Origin of the sequence: Pseudomonas sp. CCNWLW23 (assembly GCF_037095675.1) — a bacterium.
GTDB lineage: Bacteria > Pseudomonadota > Gammaproteobacteria > Pseudomonadales > Pseudomonadaceae > Aquipseudomonas > Aquipseudomonas atacamensis.
In genome coordinates, this window is the sequence record NZ_JBAWKM010000001.1 from 635,834 (window position 1) to 659,251 (window position 23,418).

Annotated in this window: 22 protein-coding genes; 6 read left to right on the forward strand and 16 right to left on the reverse strand. The window is 60.9% G+C overall.

The window, feature by feature from the left end:
* Positions 1-4: 4 nt before the first annotated feature.
* A complete protein-coding gene (gene katE, locus V8J63_RS02870; RefSeq protein WP_125927304.1) occupies positions 5-2,146 on the reverse strand; it encodes a catalase HPII in 2,142 nt (713 codons plus the stop codon).
* Between the two features lie 262 nt (positions 2,147-2,408).
* Between katE and V8J63_RS02875 the strand changes: the two genes are divergently transcribed.
* The 3 genes from V8J63_RS02875 (at position 2,409) to V8J63_RS02885 (ending at position 4,925) form a co-directional block, all read left to right on the forward strand.
* Entirely contained in the window at positions 2,409-3,416 is a 1,008-nt protein-coding gene (locus V8J63_RS02875; protein WP_073470783.1) for a methionine ABC transporter ATP-binding protein, read from the forward strand.
* Complete coding sequence (locus V8J63_RS02880) at positions 3,416-4,090, forward strand: methionine ABC transporter permease (protein ID WP_016772337.1); 675 nt, start codon at positions 3,416-3,418, stop codon at positions 4,088-4,090. The genes V8J63_RS02875 and V8J63_RS02880 overlap by 1 nt, the downstream gene beginning before the upstream one ends.
* A 64-nt stretch (positions 4,091-4,154) precedes the next feature.
* Positions 4,155-4,925 carry a MetQ/NlpA family ABC transporter substrate-binding protein gene (locus V8J63_RS02885; RefSeq protein ID WP_016772336.1) on the forward strand — a complete coding sequence of 257 codons (771 nt, stop codon included), beginning with the start codon at positions 4,155-4,157 and terminating at the stop codon, positions 4,923-4,925.
* 253 nt (positions 4,926-5,178) lie between these two features.
* Here V8J63_RS02885 and V8J63_RS02890 read toward each other — a convergent pair whose 3' ends face one another.
* From V8J63_RS02890 to V8J63_RS02910, 5 genes are read right to left on the reverse strand one after another with little or no spacing between them, the layout of a single operon-like run.
* On the reverse strand, positions 5,179-5,814 hold the full coding sequence (locus V8J63_RS02890) for an SCO family protein (protein ID WP_336463541.1): 636 nt from the start codon (positions 5,812-5,814) through the stop codon (positions 5,179-5,181).
* On the reverse strand, positions 5,811-6,710 hold the full coding sequence (cyoE, locus tag V8J63_RS02895; protein WP_125927303.1) for a heme o synthase: 900 nt from the start codon (positions 6,708-6,710) through the stop codon (positions 5,811-5,813). The genes V8J63_RS02890 and cyoE overlap by 4 nt, the downstream gene beginning before the upstream one ends.
* Positions 6,698-7,777, reverse strand: coding sequence for a COX15/CtaA family protein (locus tag V8J63_RS02900; protein WP_125927302.1), 1,080 nt, complete (start codon positions 7,775-7,777; stop codon positions 6,698-6,700). Before V8J63_RS02900 ends, cyoE begins: the two co-directional genes overlap by 13 nt.
* 10 nt (positions 7,778-7,787) lie before the next feature.
* Complete coding sequence (locus V8J63_RS02905; protein ID WP_056791251.1) at positions 7,788-8,381, reverse strand: hypothetical protein; 594 nt, start codon at positions 8,379-8,381, stop codon at positions 7,788-7,790.
* On the reverse strand, positions 8,347-9,087 hold the full coding sequence (locus tag V8J63_RS02910) for an SURF1 family protein (RefSeq protein WP_125927301.1): 741 nt from the start codon (positions 9,085-9,087) through the stop codon (positions 8,347-8,349). Before V8J63_RS02910 ends, V8J63_RS02905 begins: the two co-directional genes overlap by 35 nt.
* A gap of 70 nt (positions 9,088-9,157) precedes the next feature.
* Here V8J63_RS02910 and V8J63_RS02915 point away from each other — a divergent pair, with 70 nt between their 5' ends.
* A complete protein-coding gene (locus V8J63_RS02915) occupies positions 9,158-9,361 on the forward strand; it encodes a twin transmembrane helix small protein (RefSeq protein ID WP_016772330.1) in 204 nt (67 codons plus the stop codon).
* A 9-nt stretch (positions 9,362-9,370) separates the two neighbouring features.
* Here V8J63_RS02915 and V8J63_RS02920 read toward each other — a convergent pair whose 3' ends face one another.
* The 4 genes from V8J63_RS02920 to coxB form a co-directional block, all read right to left on the reverse strand.
* Entirely contained in the window at positions 9,371-10,258 is an 888-nt protein-coding gene (locus V8J63_RS02920; protein ID WP_016772329.1) for a cytochrome c oxidase subunit 3, read from the reverse strand.
* 25 nt (positions 10,259-10,283) lie between these two features.
* On the reverse strand, positions 10,284-10,835 hold the full coding sequence (locus V8J63_RS02925) for a cytochrome c oxidase assembly protein (RefSeq protein WP_071173968.1): 552 nt from the start codon (positions 10,833-10,835) through the stop codon (positions 10,284-10,286).
* Positions 10,836-10,970: 135 nt separating this feature from the next.
* A complete protein-coding gene (gene ctaD, locus V8J63_RS02930; RefSeq protein ID WP_016772327.1) occupies positions 10,971-12,557 on the reverse strand; it encodes a cytochrome c oxidase subunit I in 1,587 nt (528 codons plus the stop codon).
* Positions 12,558-12,639: 82 nt separating this feature from the next.
* Positions 12,640-13,767: a cytochrome c oxidase subunit II gene (gene coxB / locus V8J63_RS02935; protein ID WP_016772326.1), complete on the reverse strand. Its 1,128-nt coding sequence runs from the start codon at positions 13,765-13,767 to the stop codon at positions 12,640-12,642.
* A 370-nt stretch (positions 13,768-14,137) separates the two neighbouring features.
* Between coxB and V8J63_RS02940 the strand changes: the two genes are divergently transcribed.
* Positions 14,138-14,788, forward strand: coding sequence for a hypothetical protein (locus V8J63_RS02940; protein WP_024015006.1), 651 nt, complete (start codon positions 14,138-14,140; stop codon positions 14,786-14,788).
* A 136-nt stretch (positions 14,789-14,924) separates the two neighbouring features.
* Here V8J63_RS02940 and V8J63_RS02945 read toward each other — a convergent pair whose 3' ends face one another.
* The 6 genes from V8J63_RS02945 to V8J63_RS02970 form a co-directional block, all read right to left on the reverse strand.
* On the reverse strand, positions 14,925-16,451 hold the full coding sequence (locus V8J63_RS02945; RefSeq protein ID WP_016772324.1) for a SulP family inorganic anion transporter: 1,527 nt from the start codon (positions 16,449-16,451) through the stop codon (positions 14,925-14,927).
* A gap of 90 nt (positions 16,452-16,541) precedes the next feature.
* Positions 16,542-17,270, reverse strand: coding sequence for a carbonic anhydrase (locus V8J63_RS02950; protein WP_016772323.1), 729 nt, complete (start codon positions 17,268-17,270; stop codon positions 16,542-16,544).
* A gap of 237 nt (positions 17,271-17,507) precedes the next feature.
* Positions 17,508-18,566: a PA0069 family radical SAM protein gene (locus V8J63_RS02955; protein WP_130903244.1), complete on the reverse strand. Its 1,059-nt coding sequence runs from the start codon at positions 18,564-18,566 to the stop codon at positions 17,508-17,510.
* 74 nt (positions 18,567-18,640) lie between these two features.
* Positions 18,641-19,942 (reverse strand): c-type cytochrome, encoded by a 1,302-nt coding sequence (locus tag V8J63_RS02960; protein WP_024015016.1) that lies wholly within the window; start codon positions 19,940-19,942, stop codon positions 18,641-18,643.
* Between the two features lie 12 nt (positions 19,943-19,954).
* Positions 19,955-21,739: a GMC family oxidoreductase gene (locus tag V8J63_RS02965; RefSeq protein ID WP_073470773.1), complete on the reverse strand. Its 1,785-nt coding sequence runs from the start codon at positions 21,737-21,739 to the stop codon at positions 19,955-19,957.
* A 2-nt stretch (positions 21,740-21,741) separates the two neighbouring features.
* Complete coding sequence (locus V8J63_RS02970) at positions 21,742-22,488, reverse strand: gluconate 2-dehydrogenase subunit 3 family protein (RefSeq protein ID WP_076564860.1); 747 nt, start codon at positions 22,486-22,488, stop codon at positions 21,742-21,744.
* A gap of 280 nt (positions 22,489-22,768) precedes the next feature.
* Between V8J63_RS02970 and V8J63_RS02975 the strand changes: the two genes are divergently transcribed.
* A complete protein-coding gene (locus V8J63_RS02975) occupies positions 22,769-23,416 on the forward strand; it encodes a phosphatase domain-containing protein (protein WP_073470771.1) in 648 nt (215 codons plus the stop codon).
* The last annotated feature ends 2 nt before the right edge of the window (positions 23,417-23,418 follow it).

Sequence of the window (23,418 nt, forward strand, 5' to 3'; positions counted from 1 at the left end):
GCTTTTACGCTGGAATCGCCTTGGCCTTAGGCTCCCGCGCCCAGACCCGATGCTCGCCGATCGCGGCGAAGAACGGCTTGGTCAACGCGCCCACATCCGCGCCCTGCAACAGCCCCGCATCCGCATCGAGCTTCAGCAAGTCCTGCAATTGCTTGGCCTCGCCGTGCAGCGCGATCGCCTTCAGGTGCTTGTACGCTTCCAGCAGGTAATGCAACGCCACTCCATCACCGCTCAACGCAGTAATCGACGCCGCGCCACCCGGCACGAATACCGCGTCGAAAGCGATCGACGGCATGCCTTCCATCGACGCATCCACCGGCAATGCCTTGCCGTCAGCGGCTGTCACTGGCGCCGAGGTCGGGCCGAGCAGTTTTGCGTGAGCGCCTTCGGCTTCCAGCGCTTTCTTCATCGCATCGATGGCCGCAGCATCAACTCCGTTGGCCGCGAGAATCGCCACCTTGCGCGTCTTGATATTGCCCGGCAGCAGGTTGGCCTGGCTCAGCGCTGGCGATTGCTCCAGCGAGGTCTTGCGCACTTCGACCGTGCCTTTGGCTGGCGCCGGCAAGCCGAGGTTTTCCGCCACGCGTTTGGCCAGGGTCAGGTCGATATTGGCGAGGATTTCGTTCACTTCACGGGCACGGATGAACTCACGCTCGACCTTGCCCAGCTCGAAGCTGTAGGCAGCGATGATGTGCTCTTTCTCGTGCTCGCTCATGCTGTTGAAGAACAAGCGGGCCTGGGAGAAGTGATCGCTGAACGATTCGCTGCGCTGACGGATCTTCGCTGCGTCGATGCGCTCCGGGTAGCTCTCGAAACCACCGTCCTGTGCCGCCGGCGGGGTTTCTTTCGGCCAGCCGCCGTCGATCGAGTTTGGCTCGTAAGAAGCGCGGCCCTTGTCGATGGTGGTGCGGTGTTGTGCATCGCGCTGGCCGTTGTGGAACGGCGCCACCGGACGGTTGATCGGCAGCTCATGGAAGTTCGGCCCGCCGAGTCGGCTGATCTGCGTGTCGGTGTAGGAAAACAGCCGACCTTGCAGCAGCGGGTCATTGGAGAAGTCGATGCCTGGCACGATGTGGCCAGGGCAGAAAGCGACCTGCTCGGTTTCCGCGAAGAAGTTGTCCGGGTTGCGGTTCAGGGTCATTTTGCCCAGCGGCGTAATCGGAACGATTTCTTCGGGGATGATCTTGGTCGGGTCGAGGATGTCGAAGTCGAAGTCGTGTTCGTTCTCTTCTTCGACGATCTGCACGCCCAGCTCCCATTCCGGGTAGTCGCCCATTTCGATCGCTTCCCACAGGTCGCGACGATGGTAGTCGGTGTCTTTACCGGCGAGCTTCTGCGCCTCGTCCCACACCAGCGAGCAGGTGCCGGCGGTAGGGCGCCAGTGGAATTTGACGAAGCGTGATTTGCCCTCAGCGTTGATCAGGCGGAAGGTGTGCACACCGAAGCCCTGCATGCTGCGCAGGCTTTTCGGGATGGCCCGGTCGGACATCGCCCAGATGACCATGTGCGCCGATTCCGGCACCAGCGAGACGAAGTCCCAGAACGTATCGTGAGCCGAGCCGCCGGTGGGAATTTCGTTGTGCGGCTCGGGTTTCACCGCGTGGACGAAGTCCGGGAACTTGATCGCGTCCTGAATGAAGAACACCGGCATGTTGTTGCCGACCAGGTCGAAGTTGCCTTCATCGGTAAAGAATTTCACCGCAAAGCCGCGCACGTCACGCACGGTATCGCCGGAACCCCGTGGCCCCTGCACCGTGGAAAAGCGCACGAACACTGGGGTTTTCTTGCCCGGATCCTGCAGGAAGCCGGCCTTGGTCAGCGCTGCATGGTTCTCGTAGGTCTGAAAGAAACCGTGCGCGCCAGTGCCGCGAGCATGGACGATGCGCTCCGGAATCCGCTCATGGTCAAAGTGCGTGATTTTTTCACGCATGATGAAATCTTCCAGCAGCGAAGGCCCGCGCGGCCCGGCTTTGAGGGTGTTCTGGTTGTCGGCGATCTTCACGCCCTGATTGGTGCGCAGTGCCTGACCGGTGGCGTCCGAACGGAATTCTTCCAGGCTGTCGAGCTTGGCGTTGGTGTTGGCGCGATCCGGGGTGTCGGTTCCGGCCATCTCGCTTTTATCGGGTGCAGGCTTTTTGATGCTCATCAGACGTAAACTCCTCGTTTGGCCCCGGATGCCTTCCGCAGACCCTTGAGTGATTCCCGGGCACGGCACCCAGGGTTTCAAGTCGCTTACTTAGTGACTGATGAGCGTTTCAGCCGTTCCGTTTATCTGACCTTTGATCGCGTTATTGCCAAATTGAAGGTTAATTGCGAAATAAATGCTAAGAACCTCTATACGGACAGGCTAAAATGCGCGCCCGGCTAACCGCTGATCCTTTTCCAACGCGCCCCACAAGGTTCGCTACGTGATCGAGTTTCAAAACGTCCACAAGACTTACCGCGTTGCCGGTAAGGATATTCCCGCGCTGCACCCGACCAGTCTCGCCATCGAGAACGGCCAGGTGTTCGGCCTGATTGGCCATTCCGGTGCGGGCAAAAGTACCCTGCTGCGTCTGATCAATCGTCTGGAAGATTCCAGTGGCGGCAAGATCATCGTCGACGGCGAAGAAGTCACCGCACTGGACGCCAACGGCCTGCGCCGTTTCCGCCAGCAGGTCGGGATGATCTTCCAGCACTTCAACCTGCTCGCCTCCAAGACCGTCGCCGACAACGTGGCCCTGCCGCTGACCCTGGCCGGTGAGTTGTCGAGCAGCGAAATCAACCATCGCGTGGCCGAGCTGCTGGCGCGGGTCGGTCTGTCCGACCACGCGAAAAAGTACCCGGCGCAATTGTCCGGCGGTCAGAAGCAACGCGTCGGCATTGCCCGTGCGCTGGCGACCAAGCCGAAAATTCTGCTGTGCGACGAGGCCACCAGCGCCCTCGACCCGCAGACCACGGCATCGGTCCTGCAACTGCTGGCCGAAATCAACCGCGAACTGAAACTGACCATCGTCCTGATCACCCACGAGATGGACGTGATCCGTCGCGTCTGCGATCAGGTCGCGGTGATGGACGCTGGCGTGATCGTCGAGCAGGGTCCGGTGGCCGATGTGTTCCTGCATCCGCAGCACCCGACCACCAAGCGTTTCGTCCAGGAAAGCGAGCAGATCGACGAGAGCGAGCAGCGTGACGACTTCGCCCATGTGCCCGGGCGCATCGTGCGTCTGACCTTTCAGGGCGAGGCGACCTACGCGCCGTTGCTCGGCACCGTCGCGCGGGAAACCGGCGTCGACTACAGCATCCTTGCCGGTCGCATCGACCGCATCAAAGACATTCCGTACGGGCAACTGACCCTCGCTGTCACCGGTGGCGACATGGAAGCGGCGTTTGCCCGCTTCACCGCCGCTGACGTTCACATGGAGGTGTTGCGCTAATGGCCGACCTAATGAGTTTCTTCGCCAATATCGACTGGTATGAAATCTGGCTGGCGACTGGCGACACCATGCTGATGCTCGGCGGTTCGCTGTTGTTCACGGTGCTGCTCGGTCTGCCGCTGGGCGTGCTGCTGTTTCTCTGCAGCCCGCGTCAGTTGCTGGAGAACCGTGGCCTCTACGCCGTGCTGTCGCTGGTGGTGAACATCTTGCGTTCGCTGCCGTTCATCATTCTGCTGATCGTGATGATCCCGTTCACCGTGCTGATCACCGGCACCTCGCTGGGTGTGGCCGGGGCGATCCCGCCGCTGGTGGTGGGCGCCACGCCGTTCTTCGCGCGTCTGGTGGAAACCGCGCTGCGCGAAGTCGATCGCGGCATCATCGAAGCGACCCAGTCGATGGGCGCGACCACGCGGCAGATCATCATGAACGCCTTGCTGCCGGAAGCCCGTCCGGGCATCTTCGCAGCGATTACGGTGACAGCGATTACACTGGTGTCCTACACGGCGATGGCCGGTGTGGTCGGCGCCGGTGGTCTGGGCGACCTGGCGATCCGTTTCGGCTACCAGCGTTTCCAGACTGACGTGATGATCGTCACCGTGGTGCTGCTGTTGATTCTGGTGCAAGTGCTGCAAATGGTTGGCGACCGTCTGGTCGTGCATTTCTCGCGCAAATAAGCGGTTTTTTAATCAAGAGGCGCGGGCCATTCGCTGGCGGGCGCCCTCACAAGGAGTTAGCTGAATGAAAAAACTGATCGCTGCTTTCGCCGCTGTTGCGGCGTTTTCGGCCCACGCCGAGACCCTGACCGTTGCCGCCACCCCGGTGCCGCACGCGGAAATCCTCGAATTCGTCAAACCGGCCCTGGCCAAGGAAGGCGTGGATCTGAAGGTCAAGGTCTTCACCGACTACATTCAGCCGAACGTACAGGTCGCTGAAAAGCGTCTGGACGCCAACTTCTTCCAGCACCAGCCGTACCTCGATGAGTTCAACAAGGCCAAGGGCACCAGCCTCGTCGCCGTGACCGGCGTGCACCTGGAGCCGCTGGGTGCTTATTCGAGCAAGCTCAAGGATCTGAAGGACCTGCCCGGTGGTGCCAACGTGGTGATCCCGAACGACGCCACCAACGGCGGCCGTGCGCTGTTGCTGCTGGACAAGGCTGGCGTGATCAAGCTCAAGGATTCGAAAAACATCCTGTCGACCGTCAAAGACATCGCCGAGAATCCGAAAGACCTGAAGATCCGTGAACTGGAAGCCGCGACCATCCCGCGCGTGCTGACTCAGGTTGATCTGGCGCTGATCAACACCAACTACGCGCTGGAAGCCAAGCTTGATCCGTCCAAGGATGCGCTGGTGATCGAAGGCAACGACTCGCCGTACGTGAACATCCTCGTGTCCCGCGCGGACAACAAGGACAGCGACGCGATGAAGAAACTGGCGGCTGCGCTGCACAGCCCGGAAGTGAAGCAGTTCATTACCGAGAAGTACAAAGGCGCGGTGTTGCCGGCGTTCTGATTCAGGTTGCTGCAATGAAAAAGGGGACGCCAATGGCGTCCCCTTTTTTGTGTCTGGTGCCTGGCTTGCGACCTGCCTTGAAGCTTCCCCTCACCCCAGCCCTCTCCCGAGGGAGAGGGGGCCGACCTTCAAGCTTTTCGAGCCTGAGATCGACTCACAATTGCAGGTCGGCGCAATTCGAATAAACACCTCGGTCAGTCCCCTCTCCCTCTGGGAGAGGGTTAGGGTGAGGGGCTTTTTAGCTTTTGAACTGTCACTTGCGCTCAAGCATCGCCGGCAACTGCGCCACCAGCTTGGCATTGTTCAACGGCGCGCGAATAAACCCGCGCTGCGTGCCGTCCGGGCCGATCACGGCGAGATTGCCGCTGTGATCCACGGTGTAATTCGGCTTGCTGGTATCGGCGGGAATGAACGGAATGCTCACCGCGTTCGCCACCTTCTGCAGTTCCTCGATAGATGAAGGCGTCAGGCCTATGAACTGCGGATCGAAATAGCCCAGGTACTGCTTCAACTGCTTCGGCGTGTCGCGGTTGGGGTCAACGCTGACCAGCACGATCTGCAATTTATCCACAGCCTCTTTCGGCAATTCACTCTTGATCTGCCGCAGTCGCGCCAGGGTGGTCGGGCAGATGTCCGGGCAGAAGGTGTAGCCGAAGAACAACAGACTCCACTTGCCTTTCAGCTCATCGATGGCAACCGGTTTGCCGTCCTGATCGGTCATGGTCACGTCCGGCAGGTTGCGGCTCTGCGGCAGCAGGATGATCCCGGCGTCGATCAGCGCAGTCGGGTCGCCCTGGCCTTTGCCGTTCAGCACTTTATTCACGGTAAGCCCGAGGATCAGCGCGATCACGGCGACGAGGATGAAGACGGTTTTCTGGGTTCGGGTCATAGGTTCAACAGTAAGTAGTGGTCTACGAGCAGGGCGATGAACAACAGGAACAAGTAATAAATAGAGTACTTGAAGGTGTTGATCGCCGCGTGCGGCCGAGTGCCACGGTACAGCACCACGGCCCATTGCAGAAACCTCGCGCCCAACGCCAGCGCACAGACCAGATACAGCACGCCGCTCATGTGAATCACGTAGGGCAAGAGGCTCACTGCCAGCAACGCAAAGGTGTACAGCAGAATGTGCACTTTGGTGTAGTGCTCGCCATGGGTCACCGGCAGCATCGGAATGTCGGCCTTGGCGTATTCCTCCTTGCGATGAATCGCCAGTGCCCAGAAGTGCGGCGGGGTCCAAGCGAAGATGATCAGCACCAGCAACAGCGGTTCGGCGCTGACATGGCCGGTGGCGGCAGTCCAGCCCAGCAGCGGTGGCGCGGCACCGGCGAGGCCGCCGATGACGATGTTCTGCGGCGTCGCGCGTTTGAGGAAACCGGTGTAGACCACCGCGTAACCGAGCAGCGAGGCGAGAGTCAGCCAAGCGGTCAGCTGATTGGTGAAGGTCAGCAGCAGCGCCTGGCCGAGCAATGCCAGCACCAGGGCGAAGGTCAGCGCCGCCACAGGTGAAACCCGGCCTTCGGCCAGCGGCCGTTTGTGCGTGCGCGCCATTACCGCATCAATGCGCCGATCGACCACATGATTGACCGCCGCCGCACCGCCGGCGCACAAGGCAATGCCCAGATTGCCAAACACCAGCACTGTCCACGGCACGCCGGCGCGGGTAGCGAGGAACATGCCGACCAGCGAGGTGATCAGCATCAGCACCACGACTTTCGGTTTGGTCAGCTCCAGATAATCGCGCCACAGCGCTTGCGCTGCACGCTCGCCGATCAGACTCGCCATGGCGTTTCTCCTTTCAATGCGATGGGCGCGACGACAGGTTTGTGCGCACTCAAGCGCCAGCGCGCCAGCACCGGTTGGTTCACCCGCAACAGGCTGGTGCGCGCGTGATAGTTGACCAGCACCAGAGTCAGCAACAGCGCCGCACCGCCAGCGTTATGGGCGACGGCCACTGGCAGCGGTAGATGAAACAGTACGTTGCTGATGCCGAGGGTGATCTGCGCGGCAAGGGCGATCAGCAGCAATCCGGCCAATCGGGTCATGCCTACCGCTTTCAACTGCCACGCCAGACCGAGCAGCACGACCGTCACCAGCAGAGCGCCGATGCGGTGGGTCAGATGAATCGCCGTGCGCGCATCGCTATCGAGTTGTCCGCCGAGATAATTCGGGCCGATGTGCTGGGTCAGGTGGAAACCGTTGGCGAAGTCCGCCGGCGGCAGCCATTGGCCGTGGCAGGTGGGGAAGTCGATGCAGGCCACCGCTGCGTAGTTGGAACTGACCCAGCCGCCCAAGGCGATCTGGCCGATCACCAGCAGCAGGCCCGCCGTCGCCCAGTATTGCAGGCGCTTGGGTACGGTCAGCGCCGGCAGCACGCCGGACAACCTCAGCGTCAGCAGGAACAGCAGACTCAACGTGGCAAAGCCGCCGAGCAAATGCCCGGTGACCACTTGCGGCCAAAGCTTGAGCGTCACCGTCCACATACCGAACGCCGCTTGGGCGATGACCACCGCCAGCAGAAACAGCGGCAGTTTCACCGGCTGGCCCGGATGGCGCCGGTTGACCCAGGCGCGCCCGGCCAAAACTGAAATCAGCAAGCCGAGGGTGCCGGCGAAGTAGCGGTGGATCATCTCGTTCCAGCCCTTGTGCGCCTCCACTGGCGCGTCAGGGAAATGCAGTTCGGCATGGGCCAGTTGCGCCTCGCTTTTCGGCACGCTGATAAAGCCGTAGCAGCCTGGCCAGTCCGGGCAGCCGAGGCCGGCGTGGGTCAGGCGGGTGTAGGCGCCGAGCAGCACGACAATCAGCGCCAGCAGGGTGGCAAACAGCGCGAGGCGAAATCCAGGTTTGGCCATGACGATGCCCTCATCCGATGTTCGACAGTTTCAGCAGATGCCGCAGGTCGTTAAGCAGATCCTTGCCCTTCACATTCGGCTCGTAACGCAGCACCAGATTGCCGTGCGGGTCGACGATCCACAGCTGCGGCACAGCTTTATCGCCGGTGGTCCTGGCGAACACCCCGGCATCCAGCGGATAGCGCTGCAACTGCGGATATTCACGGTCGAGTTTTGCGGCGTAATCAGCGCTCAGTGGTTGCGCGGCGGCGAGGGCGTGGCTGGCGCGCCCGGCTTCGCGGCCGAGGCTGATCTGGATCTGCCGCGCCAGATAAACCAGTTGCTGGCAATCGACGGCACAATCCTTCGGCGCCGTGACCAGAATCTGCCAGCGCTGCTCATCGGCCTGCACGCCGAGGTCGGCGCGGGTCTGGCCGTTGCCGATCAGCTCGCCGTGGTAGCTGCGTCCTTCCGGCACCCAGAACTGCAATTTGTACATGCCGGTGGCGAGCAGCATCGGCCCGACCACGCCAAGCACGATCAGCAACAATTGAATGCGCCCGCGCCGGCGGCTCGGAACGGGTTTGGCCTCAGACATGCTGGGTGGATTCATGGCGCTTCCCATGGCGTTTCTCCTTTGCGTGGTGCCAGCCGAAATAGAGGTAGAGCCCGAGCAACGCCGTGGCCATGGCGAACCATTGCACGGCGTAGCCGAGGTGTTTTTCCGGGCCCATCGCGACTACCGGCCAATCGGTCTGGTAGCTGGCCGGGCCGGGTTCGGCGCGTAATTCGTAGGCGAAGCCGTCGCGCTCCAGGGTTTGCCACAATTTGCCCGGCTCGACGGCGGTAATGGTTTGCGGCCAGACATGGCTGACCGGATCGGCGTGCAACTGGAACGTTGCGCCGGGGGCGACATAGACCCAGGCGTCGAGCGTCAGCGCCTCGGCCGGTGTCGTGAATTGCGGTGGCACGCGTCGATCGGGCCATGGCAGCCAGCCGCGATTGACCAGCAGCCACAGACCGCTGCGTTGATCCTGAAACGGTTGCAGCAATTCGACGCCGACCTTGCCGCCACGCTGGCGGTTGTCGAGCAACAGGGTATGGGCGGGGTCGAACTGGCCGTGCAGGCGCACGCGGCGGTAAGCCGGGTCGGCGCTGGCGAGCAGTTCACTGCTGGCCAGCGGTTCGGCCACGCGACGTTCGGCATAACTGGCCAGCAGCGCGGTTTTCTCCGCCCCCCGGCCCAGTTGCCAGAAGCCCAGTGCAACCATCAGCGGCAGCAACAGCGCCACCACGACAGTAGGAATCACGCCCGGGCGAAAGCGCTTCATGGGCGCGCCATAAAGTCAGTCATCGCGATCGCTATACTCAAGTGCATCGCCTGTCCCCCGGAGTCTTGCCATGTTCAAAGCAGCGATCGTCCTGATGCTGATTGCCACGGTCGTCAGCCTGTTCAGCGGCCTGTTTTTCCTGGTCAAGGACGACAGCAGCTCCAATCGGCTGGTCATCGCCTTGAGTGTTCGGGTGGCACTGGCCGTGGTCACCGTCGGCCTGATGGCCTGGGGTTTCTACAGCGGCCAGTTGGTGTCCCATGCGCCTTGGTAGCGCCAGCAGTCAGAGGACGTAAACGAAGAAGAACAAGCCGATCCAGACCACGTCGACGAAGTGCCAATACCAGCTCGCCGCTTCGAAACCGAACTGGTGCTCGTTGTCGAAATGGCCTTTCATGATGCGCATCAGCATCACGAACAGGATGATCGTGCCGATGGTCACGTGGGCGCCGTGGAAGCCGGTAAGCATGAAGAACGTCGCGCCGTAGATGCCCGAGCCGAGGGTCAGCCCCAGCTCTTGGTAGGCGTGAATGTATTCCTCGGCCTGGAAGCCGAGGAACGCGATGCCCAGCAGTACGGTAATCGCCAGCCACAGTTTCAGTGCGCCGCGATGGCCTTTCTTCAGCGCATGGTGGGCGATGGTGATGGTCACGCTGGAGCTGACCAGCAGGATCGTGTTGAGCAGCGGCAGGCCCCAAGGGCTGATGACATCCTTGGGCGGTGGGAACAGTTTCGGGTCGGGGTTGTTCAGCAACGGCCAGACATATTCGAAGTTCGGCCAGAGCATTTCCGACAGGCCCTTGCTGCCTTCGCCGGCCAGCCCCGGTGCCGACACGACGCGGATATAGAACAGTGCGCCGAAGAAGGCGACGAAGAACATCACCTCGGAAAAGATGAACCAGCTCATGCCCCAGCGGAACGAGCGGTCCAGCTGTGGGCTGTACAGCCCCGCGCGACTTTCCTTGATCACCGCACCGAACCAGCCGAACAGCATGTACGCCAGCAGCAGGCCACCGACGAAAAAGATCAGTGGGCCGTGGGAATCCGGGCGTGCGGCCTTGAGATCGTTGAACCAGGTGGCGAGGCCGTACACGGTGACGAACATCCCGAGCGTGGCGATGATCGGCCATTTGCTCTGGGCCGGGACGTAATAATGCTCATGAGTTGCCATTTATTGTTCTCCTTATCGGCCACGCTCAACCGCCAGTGTTAACAGCCACCGGCGGATGTCGGGCGGTGATATCGAACAGCGTGTAGGACAGCGTCAGGTGCTTCACTTCCTTGGGCATGTCGCGGTCAACGATGAAACGCACCGGCATTTCGATCTGTTCACCGGGCTGCAGCACCTGCTGGGTAAAACAAAAGCATTCGGTCTTGTGGAAAAACGCCGCCGCGTTGCTCGGCGCGATGCTCGGCACCGCTTGCGCGCTCATCGGTTTGTCGGTGGGATTGCGCGCGATGAACACCATTTCGTTGACCGCGCCGGGGTTGGCGGTCAGCTCGTCGTGTTTCGGGTAAAAGTCCCACGGCATGTCGGCGGTGTTGGTCGAGAGAAACTGCACGCGCACCTGGCGGGAGGTGTCGACCACTTGCTCGCCTGAGTACTGGCTGCCGGTCTTGCCGTTGATGCCGAAGGCTTTGCACATCACGTCGTAGATCGGCACCAAGGCAAAACCGAAGACAAACATCGCCACCACCACCAGCAGCAGGCGGGTGACGAGTTTCTTCAGCGAGATCGAGTCAGCCATGATTCATGTTTCCTCGTGTTCCCTGGTGGCCGGTGAAGCTTTTGTGGAGAGGGGATCTGTGTACATCCACAGGAGATCTGTGAGCATCCACTGGGGATCTGTGCCTCTGCACACATTGCAAAAAACAGCAGGTGTTCATTTCACTTCCGGCGGCGTGGTGAAGGTGTGATACGGCGCTGGCGACGGCACGCTCCACTCCAGCCCTTCGGCACCGTCCCACGGTTTCGCCGGGGCCGGTGCGCCGCCACGGATGGTCTTGATGACGATGAACAGGAAGAAGATCTGCGTGGCGCCGAACATGAATGCGCCGATCGACGAGACCATGTTGAAATCGGCGAACTGCAGGTTGTAGTCCGGAATCCGTCGCGGCATTCCCGCAAGACCGACGAAGTGCATCGGGAAGAAGGTCAGGTTCATGCCGACGAACGACAGCCAGAAGTGCAGCTTGCCGAGGGTTTCGTCGTACATGTGCCCGGTCCACTTCGGCAGCCAGTAATAAGCCGAGGCGAAGATGCCGAAGATCGCCCCCGGTACCAGCACATAGTGGAAATGCGCGACGACAAAGTAGGTGTCCTGATACTGGAAGTCCGCTGGGGCGATCGCCAGCATCAGCCCGGAGAAACCGCCAATCGAGAACAGGATGACGAACGCCACGGCAAACAGCATCGGTGTCTCGAAGGTCATCGAGCCTTGCCACATGGTGCTCGCCCAGTTGAACACTTTCACACCCGTAGGCACGGCGATCAGCATGGTCGCGTACATGAAGAACAGCTCGCCCACCAGCGGGATGCCGACCACGAACATGTGGTGCGCCCAGACGATGAACGACAGGAACGCGATGCTCGCCGTGGCATAGACCATCGAGGTGTAGCCGAACAGCGGCTTGCGCGCGAAGGTCGGGATGATCTGGCTGACCGCGCCGAACGCCGGCAGGATCATGATGTACACCTCGGGGTGGCCGAAGAACCAGAATACATGCTGGAACAGCACCGGGTCACCGCCGCCGGCAGCACTGAAGAAACTGGTGCCGAAGTGAATATCCATGAGCATCATCGTCACGCAGCCGGCCAGCACCGGCATCACTGCGATCAGCAGAAACGCGGTGATCAGCCAGGTCCAGACGAACAGTGGCATTTTCATCAGGGTCATGCCGGGCGCGCGCAGGTTGAGGATGGTCGCGACTACGTTGATCGCGCCCATGATCGAACTGATGCCCATCAAGTGGATGGCGAAGATGAAGAACGTCACGCTTTCCGGCGCGTAGGTCGTCGACAGCGGCGCATAAAAGGTCCAGCCGAAATTTGGCCCGCCACCCGGGGTGAACAGCGTCGAGACCAGCAGCAGAAACGCCGCCGGCAACAGCCAGAAGCTGAAGTTGTTCATCCGTGGCAGGGCCATGTCCGGCGCGCCGACCATCAGCGGAATCATCCAGTTGGCGAGGCCGACGAATGCCGGCATCACCGCGCCGAACACCATGACCAGACCGTGCATGGTGGTCATCTGGTTGAAGAATTCCGGCTGCACGATCTGCAGGCCGGGCTGGAACAGCTCGGCGCGAATGACCATGGCGAACGAGCCGCCGAGCAGGAACATGCAGAAGGCAAACCACAGGTACAGCGTGCCGATGTCCTTGTGGTTGGTGGTCAGCACCCAGCGCATCAGGCCTTTGGCGGGGCCGTGGGCGTGGTCGGCGTGACCGTGGTCATCGATGACAGCGCTCATGGCCGGTCTCCTTCACGAAAGTGGACGGGGCGGGCCGGAGCGCGCTGCCCCGACCGGTTCACTGAATACGCAATTGACCGGCTCATTTGCTTTCCGCCTGTTTCAGCTCCAGCACTTCTTTTGGCGTGACCATGTCGCCCTTGTTGTTGCCCCAGGCGTTACGTTCGTAAGTCACGACCGCTGCGATATCGACTTCTGACAGCTGTTTGCCGAACGCCGCCATGGCGGTGCCGGGTTTGCCGTGGTAGACGATGCTCAGGTGATCCTTGATCGGCCCGGTGGCGATTTTCGAGCCCTTGAGCGCCGGGAACATCGGCGGCAGGCCCTGGCCTTCAGCCTGGTGACAGGCCACGCAAGTGGTGTGGTAAACCTTGTCGCCGCGCTCCTTGAGTTCGTCGAGGGTCCATTCCTTGCTGGTCAGTTCTTTGAGCTGCGCGGCCTCGGCCTTGCGCTCGGCGAGCCATTTTTCGTAGTCGGCCTGTTCCTTGACCTCGACCACGATCGGCATGAAGCCGTGATCCTTGCCGCACAATTCGGCGCACTGGCCACGGTAGAGACCGGGCTTGTCGATGCGCGTCCAGGCCTCATTGACGAACCCGGGAATCGCATCGCGCTTGACCGCAAACGCCGGCACCCACCATGAGTGAATGACGTCAGCCGAGGTCACCAGAAAGCGCACCTTGGCGCCGATCGGCAGCACCAGCGGCTTGTCGACTTCGAGCAAGTAATGCTCGCCCTTGGCTTCCTTGTTGTGGATCTGCTCGGCGGGGGTGGCCAGGTTGCTGAAGAACTCGACGTCCTGGCCCAGGTATTTGTAGTGCCACTTCCACTGATAACCGGTGATCTGGATATCGATGTCCGGCTCGCTGGTGTCGTACATCTTGATCAGCGTCGCGGTGGCCGGCACGGCCATGGCCACCAGGATCAGCAGCGGCACGATGGTCCACATGATCTCGACGCCGGTGCTTTCGTGGAATTTGGCCGCGACCTGGCCAGTAGAGCGGCGGTGCACCATCATCGACCAGAACATGGCGCCGAAGACGATGATCCCGATCACCACACAGATCCAGAAAATGGTCATGTGCAGGTCGAATACTGCGTGACTGATTTCAGTCGCTCCAGGCGCCATATTCACAGTCCATGCCGCGTTGGCCGGGCTGAAAATCGACCACAACAGGAGTCCCATCCAGACATGTGGATGTCGCATCATTGCGGGTTCCCCTTATCGTTCTTGTTATCCCGCCGGCGTATCGCCTGCGGCAAGGGAGCGGCTGCATCAGACCACGAACTTGAATCGCCGGGCCTTGCTGCGGGTGCAGTCGGGCGTCATCAGCTAACTCCATTCATTGGCGAGTATAGACAGCGCCCGGGAATTGCAACCCGGGCACGTAAATGAGCTGAAACACCCGGCGCTTGCGTTCAAGTGCCCGAATGGAGAAGGATGCAGACGAGTGGTGGCGAATGGATATAACGCAGCTGCATCAAGGATGAAATAATTATGACAAATGCGTCTTAGCGTTTTTCGTAAGCCAGCTAAGTTATGTCTTCCCTATTTCATTGCCTTGTTTCCTGGAGTTTTCATGAACACCGCCGCATTGCGCGAGCAGATCCAAAAAGCCCAACAGCACGAAAAAGACACCGGCCTGCTGACCCGTCAGCTGGAAAGCAAGCTGCCTCACCTGCACCCGGCGATCCAGTTGCCGGAAGCCGACGCCCAGGGCGTGCTGACGCGTTTTGTCGCCGCCTACATCGATGAAGTACCGGACCTGCTGGATGCAGCCAATGAAGTCGCCAGGGAAGCGGGAATCGAATCGCAGATCAAACCGGTGCTGAAAATCGCCGAGCAGTATTTCCTCCAGCCGCCGGCGATCATGGCCGGACACGTCGGCCTGGACAGCCTGCTCGACGAGGCCTATCTGGCACACCGCTTTGTCGAAGAGGTCAACGACCTGTACATCAAGCATTTCGGCCAGCCATTGATCCCCTTGGACATGACGGTCGCCAACCTGATTGCTCACCAATTGATCGGTGAGGAATTTGCCAACCAACTGGATGAAGCGGTGCATCACGCGATCGACGAGATGCTCAACGAAGAGAGTTTTGCTTTGGAGTCGGTAGAAGCCTATCGCGAAAAACTCAGCAGCCCGGACACTGGCGCGGCGTGGAAACGCTGGCCGTGCATGAGCCGCCGGTTGGGTGTGGGGCTTGAGCTGGATCAGCCTGCTGCCTGATTTTCTTGTGTCATAAATCCAGTGTGGGAGCGAGCCTGCTCGCGAATGCGGTCGATCATTCAACATCTCTGTTGGCTGATACACCGCTTTCGCGAGCAGGCTCGCTCCCACAGGGTTTGCGTTTTGAGGTCGACTTCTAACCCGCCGCACCAATCCCGGTATTGGTCCGCACCCGGCCTTCCAGCCTGCGCTTCAACCCACGCGACTCGATCAACAGCTTCGACCCCTTCGCCGCATTCGCCCGGCCCCATTCCTCAAGCAACTCGAGACACGAATGGTCGATGTAGCTCAGGTTGTTCAGCGGCACATGCACTGTCGTGCCGTGGGGAATGCTGCCCAGCACTTGAGTCAGCGCGGGTACTTTGAGGAACGTCGCCGCGCCGACCAGACGCAATTCCATTTCGCCGTCCTGCGGCAGGTCGATCAGGCTGATTTTCAGGCGCGAAGCCTTGAATGCCAGTTTCAACATGGTCAGGCCGAAACCGATCAGCACACCGGTGAGCAGGTCAGTAAAAATGATCGCCAGCGCCGTCGCGGCGTAGGTGAACATTGGCATCCGCCCGTACCGACCCAGACCACGGAAAGCTTTCAGGTCGACCAGTTTGAAGCCGGTATACACCAGCACCCCCGCCAGGCTTGCCACCGGGATGCTTTGCAGCACGCTCGACAGCAACAGCACGAATGCCAGCAGCCACAGGCCATGGAAAATCGTCGAGTAGCGTGTGGTCGCACCAGCCTGAACGTTGGCCGAACTGCGCACGATCACCCCGGTCATCGGCAGCGCGCCGACCAGACCGCAGAGCATGTTGCCGACACCTTGCGCCGACAGTTCACGGTCGAAGTCCGAACGCACGCCGCTGTGCATGCGATCCACCGCCGCCGCGGACAACAGGGTTTCGGCACTGGCGATAAACGCCACGGCGAACGCGGCGATCAGCAGCGTCGGGTCAGCCAGATTCATCAGGTCGGCTGGCTTGAGCCAATCGATCGCCTCGGCCAGGTTCGCCGGTACCTCGACGCGCTTGACCTGCAACGCCAGCATCAGGCTCGCCACCGTCGCCAGACCCACACCGAGCAATGCGCCGGGAATGAAGCGCAGCGAATGCGGGCGGAATTTTTCCCACAGCCACATCACCGCAATCGTCGACAAGCCGAGCAGACCCGCCTGCCAGCCGAACGACGGCAAGGCTTGCGCTACGGCCGCCGGAAACGCCGTGAGGTTGTCGAGCCCGGAAGGCTGCGGCTTGGCATCGAGCATCACATGGATCTGCGAAAGCACAATCAACACGCCAATGCCCGCGAGCATGCCGTAGACCACCGCTGGCGCCGTGACGCGAAACCAGCAGCCGAGCTTCAGCCGCCCGGCGACCAGTTGCAGAAAACCGGCGAGCAGCAGGATCGGCCCGAGCATCTCGACGCCATGCTGGCGCACCAGCTCGAAAACCAGCACCGCCAGACCCGCCGCCGGACCGCTGACCTGCAACGGCGAGCCCGCCAGCCAACCGACTACCAGACCGCCGATGATGCCGGTGATCAGACCCTTGGCCGGCGGCAGCCCTGAGGCAATCGCGATGCCCATGCACAGCGGCAGGGCGACCAGAAACACAACCACGGAGGCGAGCAGCTCCCGTGGCAACACAGCTTTCAATTGAGCCGCACGCATGGCGATTCTCCCGAAGTTTTCTTCAGGCGTGGCGAGGCCGGGCCGCTGAATCAGCGGCCGGCGTCATACCACACAGATTGTTGGGAAGATTTAGAAGCGCGCTTTGGGCGTCGCCACAGGAATCGGATGGCTGCCGTCGAGAGGCAGGAAACGACCCTGGTCCGCGTCGTAAGCTTTGATTTCGCTGGTTTCGATGTTGTAGACCCAGCCATGGATGAACAGATGACCGTTCGCCATGCGCGAGGCTACCGAAGGATGGGTACGCAAGTGCTGCAGTTGGGCGATGACGTTTTCCTCGGTGAGGATCGGCATGCTGTCTTTTTCGTCGGTGCAGTTGCAGTTGTCGTGCACCATGGTTTTCGCGACTTCAGCGTGGCGCAGCCAGGCTTTGACCGTCGGCATTTTTTCCAGGCTGTCGGGGTTGAGTACCGCGCGCATGGCGCCGCAATCGGAGTGGCCGCAAATGATGATGTGTTGCACGCCCAGCGCCAGTACCGCGTATTCGATCGCGGTGGAGACGCCGCCGTTCATCTGACCGTAGGGCGGCACTACGTTGCCGACGTTACGGGTAACGAACAGATCGCCCGGTGAGCTCTGGGTGATCAGCTCGGGAACGATGCGCGAGTCGGCGCAGGTGATGAACATCGCCTTGGGCGCCTGAGCGGTGGCGAGCTTCTTGAACAGTTCTTCCTGCTGCGGAAAAACGTCATGGTGAAAGCGTAAAAAGCCATCAACGATCTGTCGCAGTGCTGCATCGGCGGATTGTGCTTCAGGGCTTTGCGCCGAGGCAGCCAACGACTGTTTATCCTTGTCACTCATGATTCATCCTCTTGTGCGGATTCAGGGAGTCTTCCCCGGTATTCCGGTATGAAGCCAGTGGCTGTTTAAACCATCCGGGTCATCCCGACCCGTCAGTCACTCGATGAACAAGGTAGCCGCCGAAACTTAACTGAAACTGAATCAAACGCTCTAGAACGTGTGTTCCAGGTCACAAAAAACGTGACTGGAGTGTTTCGGCGGAAGGATTCCAACCCGTCAACCCAAAGCCAATTGTCGCTAAATCAACGACATCTGGCGACCCGGCGGACAGAAGGCCGAGCAGTCGAGGTTATAGCCCTCGCGTTTGTTCAGGCCAAGCTTTTTGATGGCCTTGGCAAATCTTTGTGCGAGCAGGTCGGCAAACGGTCCTTCGCCGCGCATCCGCGCACCGAAACGGCTGTCGTAGAGTTCGCCGCCGCGACTCTGGCGGATCAGGCTCAGCACATGGGCGGCACGTTGTGGATAGTGCGCCTGCAACCACTCCTCAAACAGCGGCGCGACTTCCAGCGGCAGGCGCAGCATCATGTAGGCGGCGCTTTGCGCACCGGCGGTGTGGGCCTCGGTGAGCAGGCTTTCGATTTCGCTGTCATTGATCATCGGAATCATCGGCGAACACAGCACGCCGACCGGAATGCCTGCTTCACGCATGACCCGGATCGCGCGCAGGCGTGCCTTGGGCGCAGCGGCGCGCGGTTCGAGGATGCGTTTGAGTTCATCATCCAGCGTGGTCAGGCTGATCATCACCGTTACCAGCCGTTGCTGCGCCAGCTCCGTGAGCAAATCGAGATCGCGCAGAATCAGCGAACCTTTGGTGACGATGGTCACCGGATGTCGGTAGCGCAGCAGCACTTCCAGGGTCTGACGGGTGATTTTGTATTCGCGCTCGATGGGCTGATACGGGTCGGTGTTGGAACCAAGATTGATCGGCGCACATTGATAGCCGGGTTTGCTCAGTTGTTCCTCGAGGACCTGGGCGGCATTGGTCTTGGCTATCAGCCGGGTTTCGAAATCCAGGCCCGGCGACATGTCCCAGTAGGCGTGGCTGGGCCGTGCATAGCAATAGATGCAGCCGTGTTCGCAGCCGCGATAGGGATTTACCGAACGGTCGAAGGGCAGATCCGGCGAGGTGTTGCGGCTGATGATCGATTTGGCCTTCTCGATAATCACTTCGGTGTTTTGCGTCTCTGGCACTTCCTGATACCAGCCATCGTCCTCGGCCACCGAACGACTCGGCGCAAAGCGGTTGTGCGGGTTGGTTGCGGTGCCGCGACCGCGAGGTGGCAATGGAGTAGACATGAAAACGCCCCGATACTGTATATGCGCACAGTATCGGGGCGATCCTCATCTGGCTAGTGCCGTCGGGCGAGTGGTCAGTTGTGTTGCGTCACTTGGCCCAGATCGTCACCGGAGGTCTGCTTCATATCCTCCGTACGCAACTCGGCAACATCGGCAGCTTTCACCGGCGCACCCTTGTTGCCCCAGCTGCCACGAATGAAGCTCACCACATCCGCGACTTCCTGATCCGACAGGCGCCAGGCGAAACCGGGCATGGTGAAGGTCGATGGCGCGGTGTGCGTTGCCGGCAAAGTCCCGCCCTTGAGCACGATGTGGATGAGCGAGGTCGGATCGTCGGTTTGCAGCACCGGATTACCCGCCAGCGCCGGGAAGACCCGGGTGTAGCCATGGCCATCGGTCCGGTGGCAGGCCGCGCAGTTGTCGATGTACACCGACGCGCCGCGTTGGCTGTCGTCACCGTTCCACAGCGCTTTGGCTACTTTCTGGTCGTACTGATGCGGCTGATCCGCCGGGTCATTGGCCGGCAGTGATTTGAGATAGCGGGCAATCGCGGTGAGGTCGGCGTCGCTCATGTATTGCATGCTGTGGGTGACCACATCACTCATGCCGCCGAATACTGCGCTGCGATCACTGCGCCCGGTCTTGAGAAACTGCACCAGTTGTTCTTCGCTCCAGCTGCCGAGGCCATCCTTGTGATCGCCGCGCAGGCTCTTGGCGATCCAGCCTTCCAGCGGCGCACTGCCGGCGAGGAATTCGCTGCCGTCCGCCGCGCTCAGGGATTTTTCCTGCATGGTCAGGGCGCGCGGGGTGTGACAGGCGCCGCAGTGGCCGAGGCCTTCGACCAGGTATGCGCCACGATCGATCACCGGATCGGCCGATGTGGCCTGGTAATCCTCGACCTTCGGTGCGAACAGCCAGCGCCAGCCCATCAGCGGCCAGCGCATGCTCAACGGCCACGGAATGTCGCTGGCCTTGTTCTCCTGCGCCACCGGTTCGACGCCGTGCATGAAGTAGGCGTACAGCGCTTGCATGTCGGCCTGGTTGACCCGCGCGTAGGACGGGTAAGGCATCGCCGGGTACAACGTGCTGCCGTTTTTGGCCACACCGTGGCGCACGGCCTGGTCGAAGTCCTCGAAGCTGTAATCGCCCAAGCCGGTTTTATCCGGGGTGATGTTGGTCGAGTAGATCGTGCCGATCGGTGTTTCCATCGGCAGCCCGCCGGCGAACGGCTTGCCGCCCTTGGCGGTGTGACAGGCCACGCAGTCACCGGCGCGGGCGAGGTATTCACCTTGCTTGATCAGATTTTGATCAACATCGGCCGCATAAATTGCAGTGCTGCCGAGCAGGGCGAGGGTGGCGATAACGAAAGTTTTCATGGTCATCGCTCCTTAAGCCTGCACCAGCGGGCCGGGGTTTTTCAGGTACTGCTCGCGAATCGCTTTTGCCGACCAGTAGGTCAGCGCCGCCACCAGCCCGGTCGGGTTGTAGCCCAGGCCCTGCGGGAACGCCGAGGCGCCCGGGACGAACACGTTGTGCACGTCCCAGCTCTGCAAATAGCGGTTCAGCGCGCTGGTCTTCGGATCGGTACCCATGATTGCGCCACCGTTGAGGTGGGTGGTCTGGTACGAGGCGGTGTTGAAGTGGTCGCCGACCTGCTTGCCGATCACCGCAATGGCTTTCGGGCCCATGGCTTGGGCGATCTTGCCCATTTTCTCGACCATGAAGCGGTTCATCTTGATGTCGTTTTCCTGCCAGTCGAAGGTCATGCGCAGCAGCGGCAGGCCGTAGGCATCGCGGTACACCGGATCGAGATCGAGGTAGTTGCCACGGTAGGATTGATGCGCGCCGTGGGCGTCCATCGACACCTGGTGGGTGTAGTAATCGGCGGTTGCGCGTTTCCACGCGCTGCCCCAGGCCGGCGTGCCCGGCGGGTTCGAGGTGCCGGCAATCGGTCGACTGCCAGCCTGGTTGACCCACATCGGCGAACCGCCGACAAAGCCGTGCGGGCCGTGGTCGAAGTTATCGGCGTTGAAATCGTCCACCGCCACGCCGTTGCCGCCAGCGCCGATGAAGTTGTTGGTGTGGGTGTCCTTGTCGAAGAAGGCCTTGATGGTCGCCATATTCTGGTAGGCGAAGTTACGCCCGACCACGCCTTCGCCGCTGATCGGGTCGTAGGGTTTGCCGATCCCGGAGAGCAGCATCAGACGCACGTTGTGCAGCTGGAACGCGCCGAGGATCACCAGATCCGCCGGCTGCTCGATCTCGCGGCCCTGGCCGTCGATGTAGGTGACGCCGGTGGCTTTGGACTTACTGCTGTCGAGATTGACCCGCAGCACATGGGAGTTGGGCCGCAGTTCGAAATTTGGCAAGGGCTTGAGCGCCGGCAGAATATTCACGTTCGGCGAGGCCTTGGAATACATGTAGCAGACGTAGCCGCTGCAGAAACCGCAGAAATTGCACGGCCCCATTTGTGCGCCGTAGGGATTGGTGTACGGCCCAGAGGTATTTGCCGAAGGCAGGTTGTAGGGTTTGTAACCGACTTCTGTAGCCGCTTTACCAAACAGCTGTGCGGATACGGTGTTCTTCTGCGCTTCAAGCGGGAACGGGTTGGAACGATCCGGCGCGTAGGGGTTGCCGCCCTTGCCCTGACCGACCAGTTGACCTTTCACCGTCCAGGCCTGGCCGGAGGTGCCGAAGACTTTTTCCGCGAAGTCGAAAAACGGTTCCAGCTCTTCATAGCTGACGCCGAAATCCTGGATGGTCATGTCCTTGGGGATGAAGCTTTTGCCGTAGCGTTCTTCATAGTGGCTGCGCATGCGCAACTCGATCGGGTCGACGCGAAAGTGCACGCCCGACCAGTGCAGACCGGCGCCGCCGACGCCATTCCCCGGCAGGAACGCGCCCAACTGGCGGTTGGGCAGGGCGATGTCGTTGACGCTGTGGCGAATGGTCACCGTCTCTTTGGAGATGTCCTGAAAGAGTTTCTTGCGCACGCTGTAGGTGAGTTCGTCGATCACCTGCGGATAGTTGCCGTCGGGGTAAGTGTCCTGCATCGGCCCACGCTCCAGCGCCAGCACGTTGAGGCCCGCCTCGGTGAGTTCCTTGGCCATGATCGCCCCCGTCCAGCCGAAACCGACGATGACTGCATCAACCTTCTTCATTACCGTTGCCATGCTTACGCCCTCTCGCCGCGAATCGACACTGCCGGGAAGGGGTATTGCTCGTTGCGTTCCACCCAATCCATGAAATCGGCGCGGGCGCCGGGGAAACCGATCATCGTCCAGCCGACCATGCCTTTATTGCCACCGTGGATCGGGTCGCAGAAGAAACCTTCCTTGGTGTTTTGCAGCAGCAGATTGAAGAAAATCTTCGCCGGCACCGCATCGAACTGCGGCTTGCCGGCTTCGAGTTGCTTGAGCAAATCGTCTCGGGTAGCGCTGTCTTGCTCGGCAAATGTTTTACCGCTGAGACCTTTTACCCACTGATCCGTGGCGGCGATGCCGAGGCGATAGATGTCTTTGGGTACCAGTTTGCTCTGCCAGCCCATCTCCGGCGCAGCGTCGGCATTGAATGGGCCTTGCATGTACCACAGGGCACCGGCGGCGTACGGCGTGTTCATCTGCCGGTCGATGTATTCCGGTACGCCGGCTTCAAGCGCGCCCGGACCTTGCGCGTCGTTGGGGATCAACTGGGCGACGGCGGCATTGATGAATGCCCATTCTTCAGCGGTGAAAAAGCTCGGCTGATAATCACCGGCGCCAGCAGCGGCCGGTTTTGCTGCGGCCGGCGCCGGTGCGCTTTCAGGTGCGGCTTGCAGCACGCTGCTGCCCAGGCCGGTACCGGCAAGCGTGACCACCGGAATCAGGGTCAGGGATTTGCGCAAGAACTCACGCCGCGGGTTGTCTCGATCTTGATCAGACATGGGGGGCACCTCATCAGGCATAGAAGTCAGCCGCTTCTGCGAGCAGCTCGAGGAATTTCGCGTCGCGATGACGAGGGTCTGTCCCGAAAAAGGGCGCCACGTCTGCAACATCATGTGACAAATGGTAGCAGGCTAAGCATCAAGAAAAACCGTTTTCCTGGAAAAAAGCCCGGTGAGGCGCCGATTCACGTTTCTTTGACGGCCGGCTCACGGCGTATTGACCGCTTTATAGCGAAGCTGCAATTCCTCTCATGAAGATTGCCGAAACGGTCAGCCCAGCATGTCTCGAGTGCGCTTTTTCCCCGCGTTATGTTTTTCGCTTGTTGCCCTGTTGCATGGCATTGCCGCCCGGGCGGCCGACGCCACGGCATCTCGCCCGGCCGAGTGGGCACAGCCGGTTGAGGCGCAGTTCAACCTGTTCCGCATGTCACCGACGCTGTATCGCAGCGCCTTGCCCAGCCGCAGCGCGGTGCCGCTATTGAACGATCTGCATGTCGTCACCGTAATCAACTTCCTGCCTGATGCTGATAGCGATTGGCTCTCCGCGCCGGGCATCAAGCAAGTGCAACTGCCGTATCGCACCAATCACGTCGACGACAGCGATGTGCTCAAGGCTCTGCGCGCGATTCAGTCCGCCGAAGCCGACGGCCCGGTGCTCATGCACTGCAAGCACGGTTCTGACCGCACCGGTCTGATGGCGGCGATGTACCGCGTGGTGGTGCAGGGCTGGAGCAAAGAGCAGGCGCTCAAGGAAATGACCGAGGGCGGTTTTGGTGACAGTCAGCATTTCCACGACAGCGTGCGCTACGTGATGCAGGCTGATGTCGATCGGTTGCACGAAGCCCTGATCAATGGCGAATGCAGCACCAGTGCATTCGCCATGTGTTCGATGAAGAGCTGGTTCGACTCGGCGCACGTCCAGCGTTGATC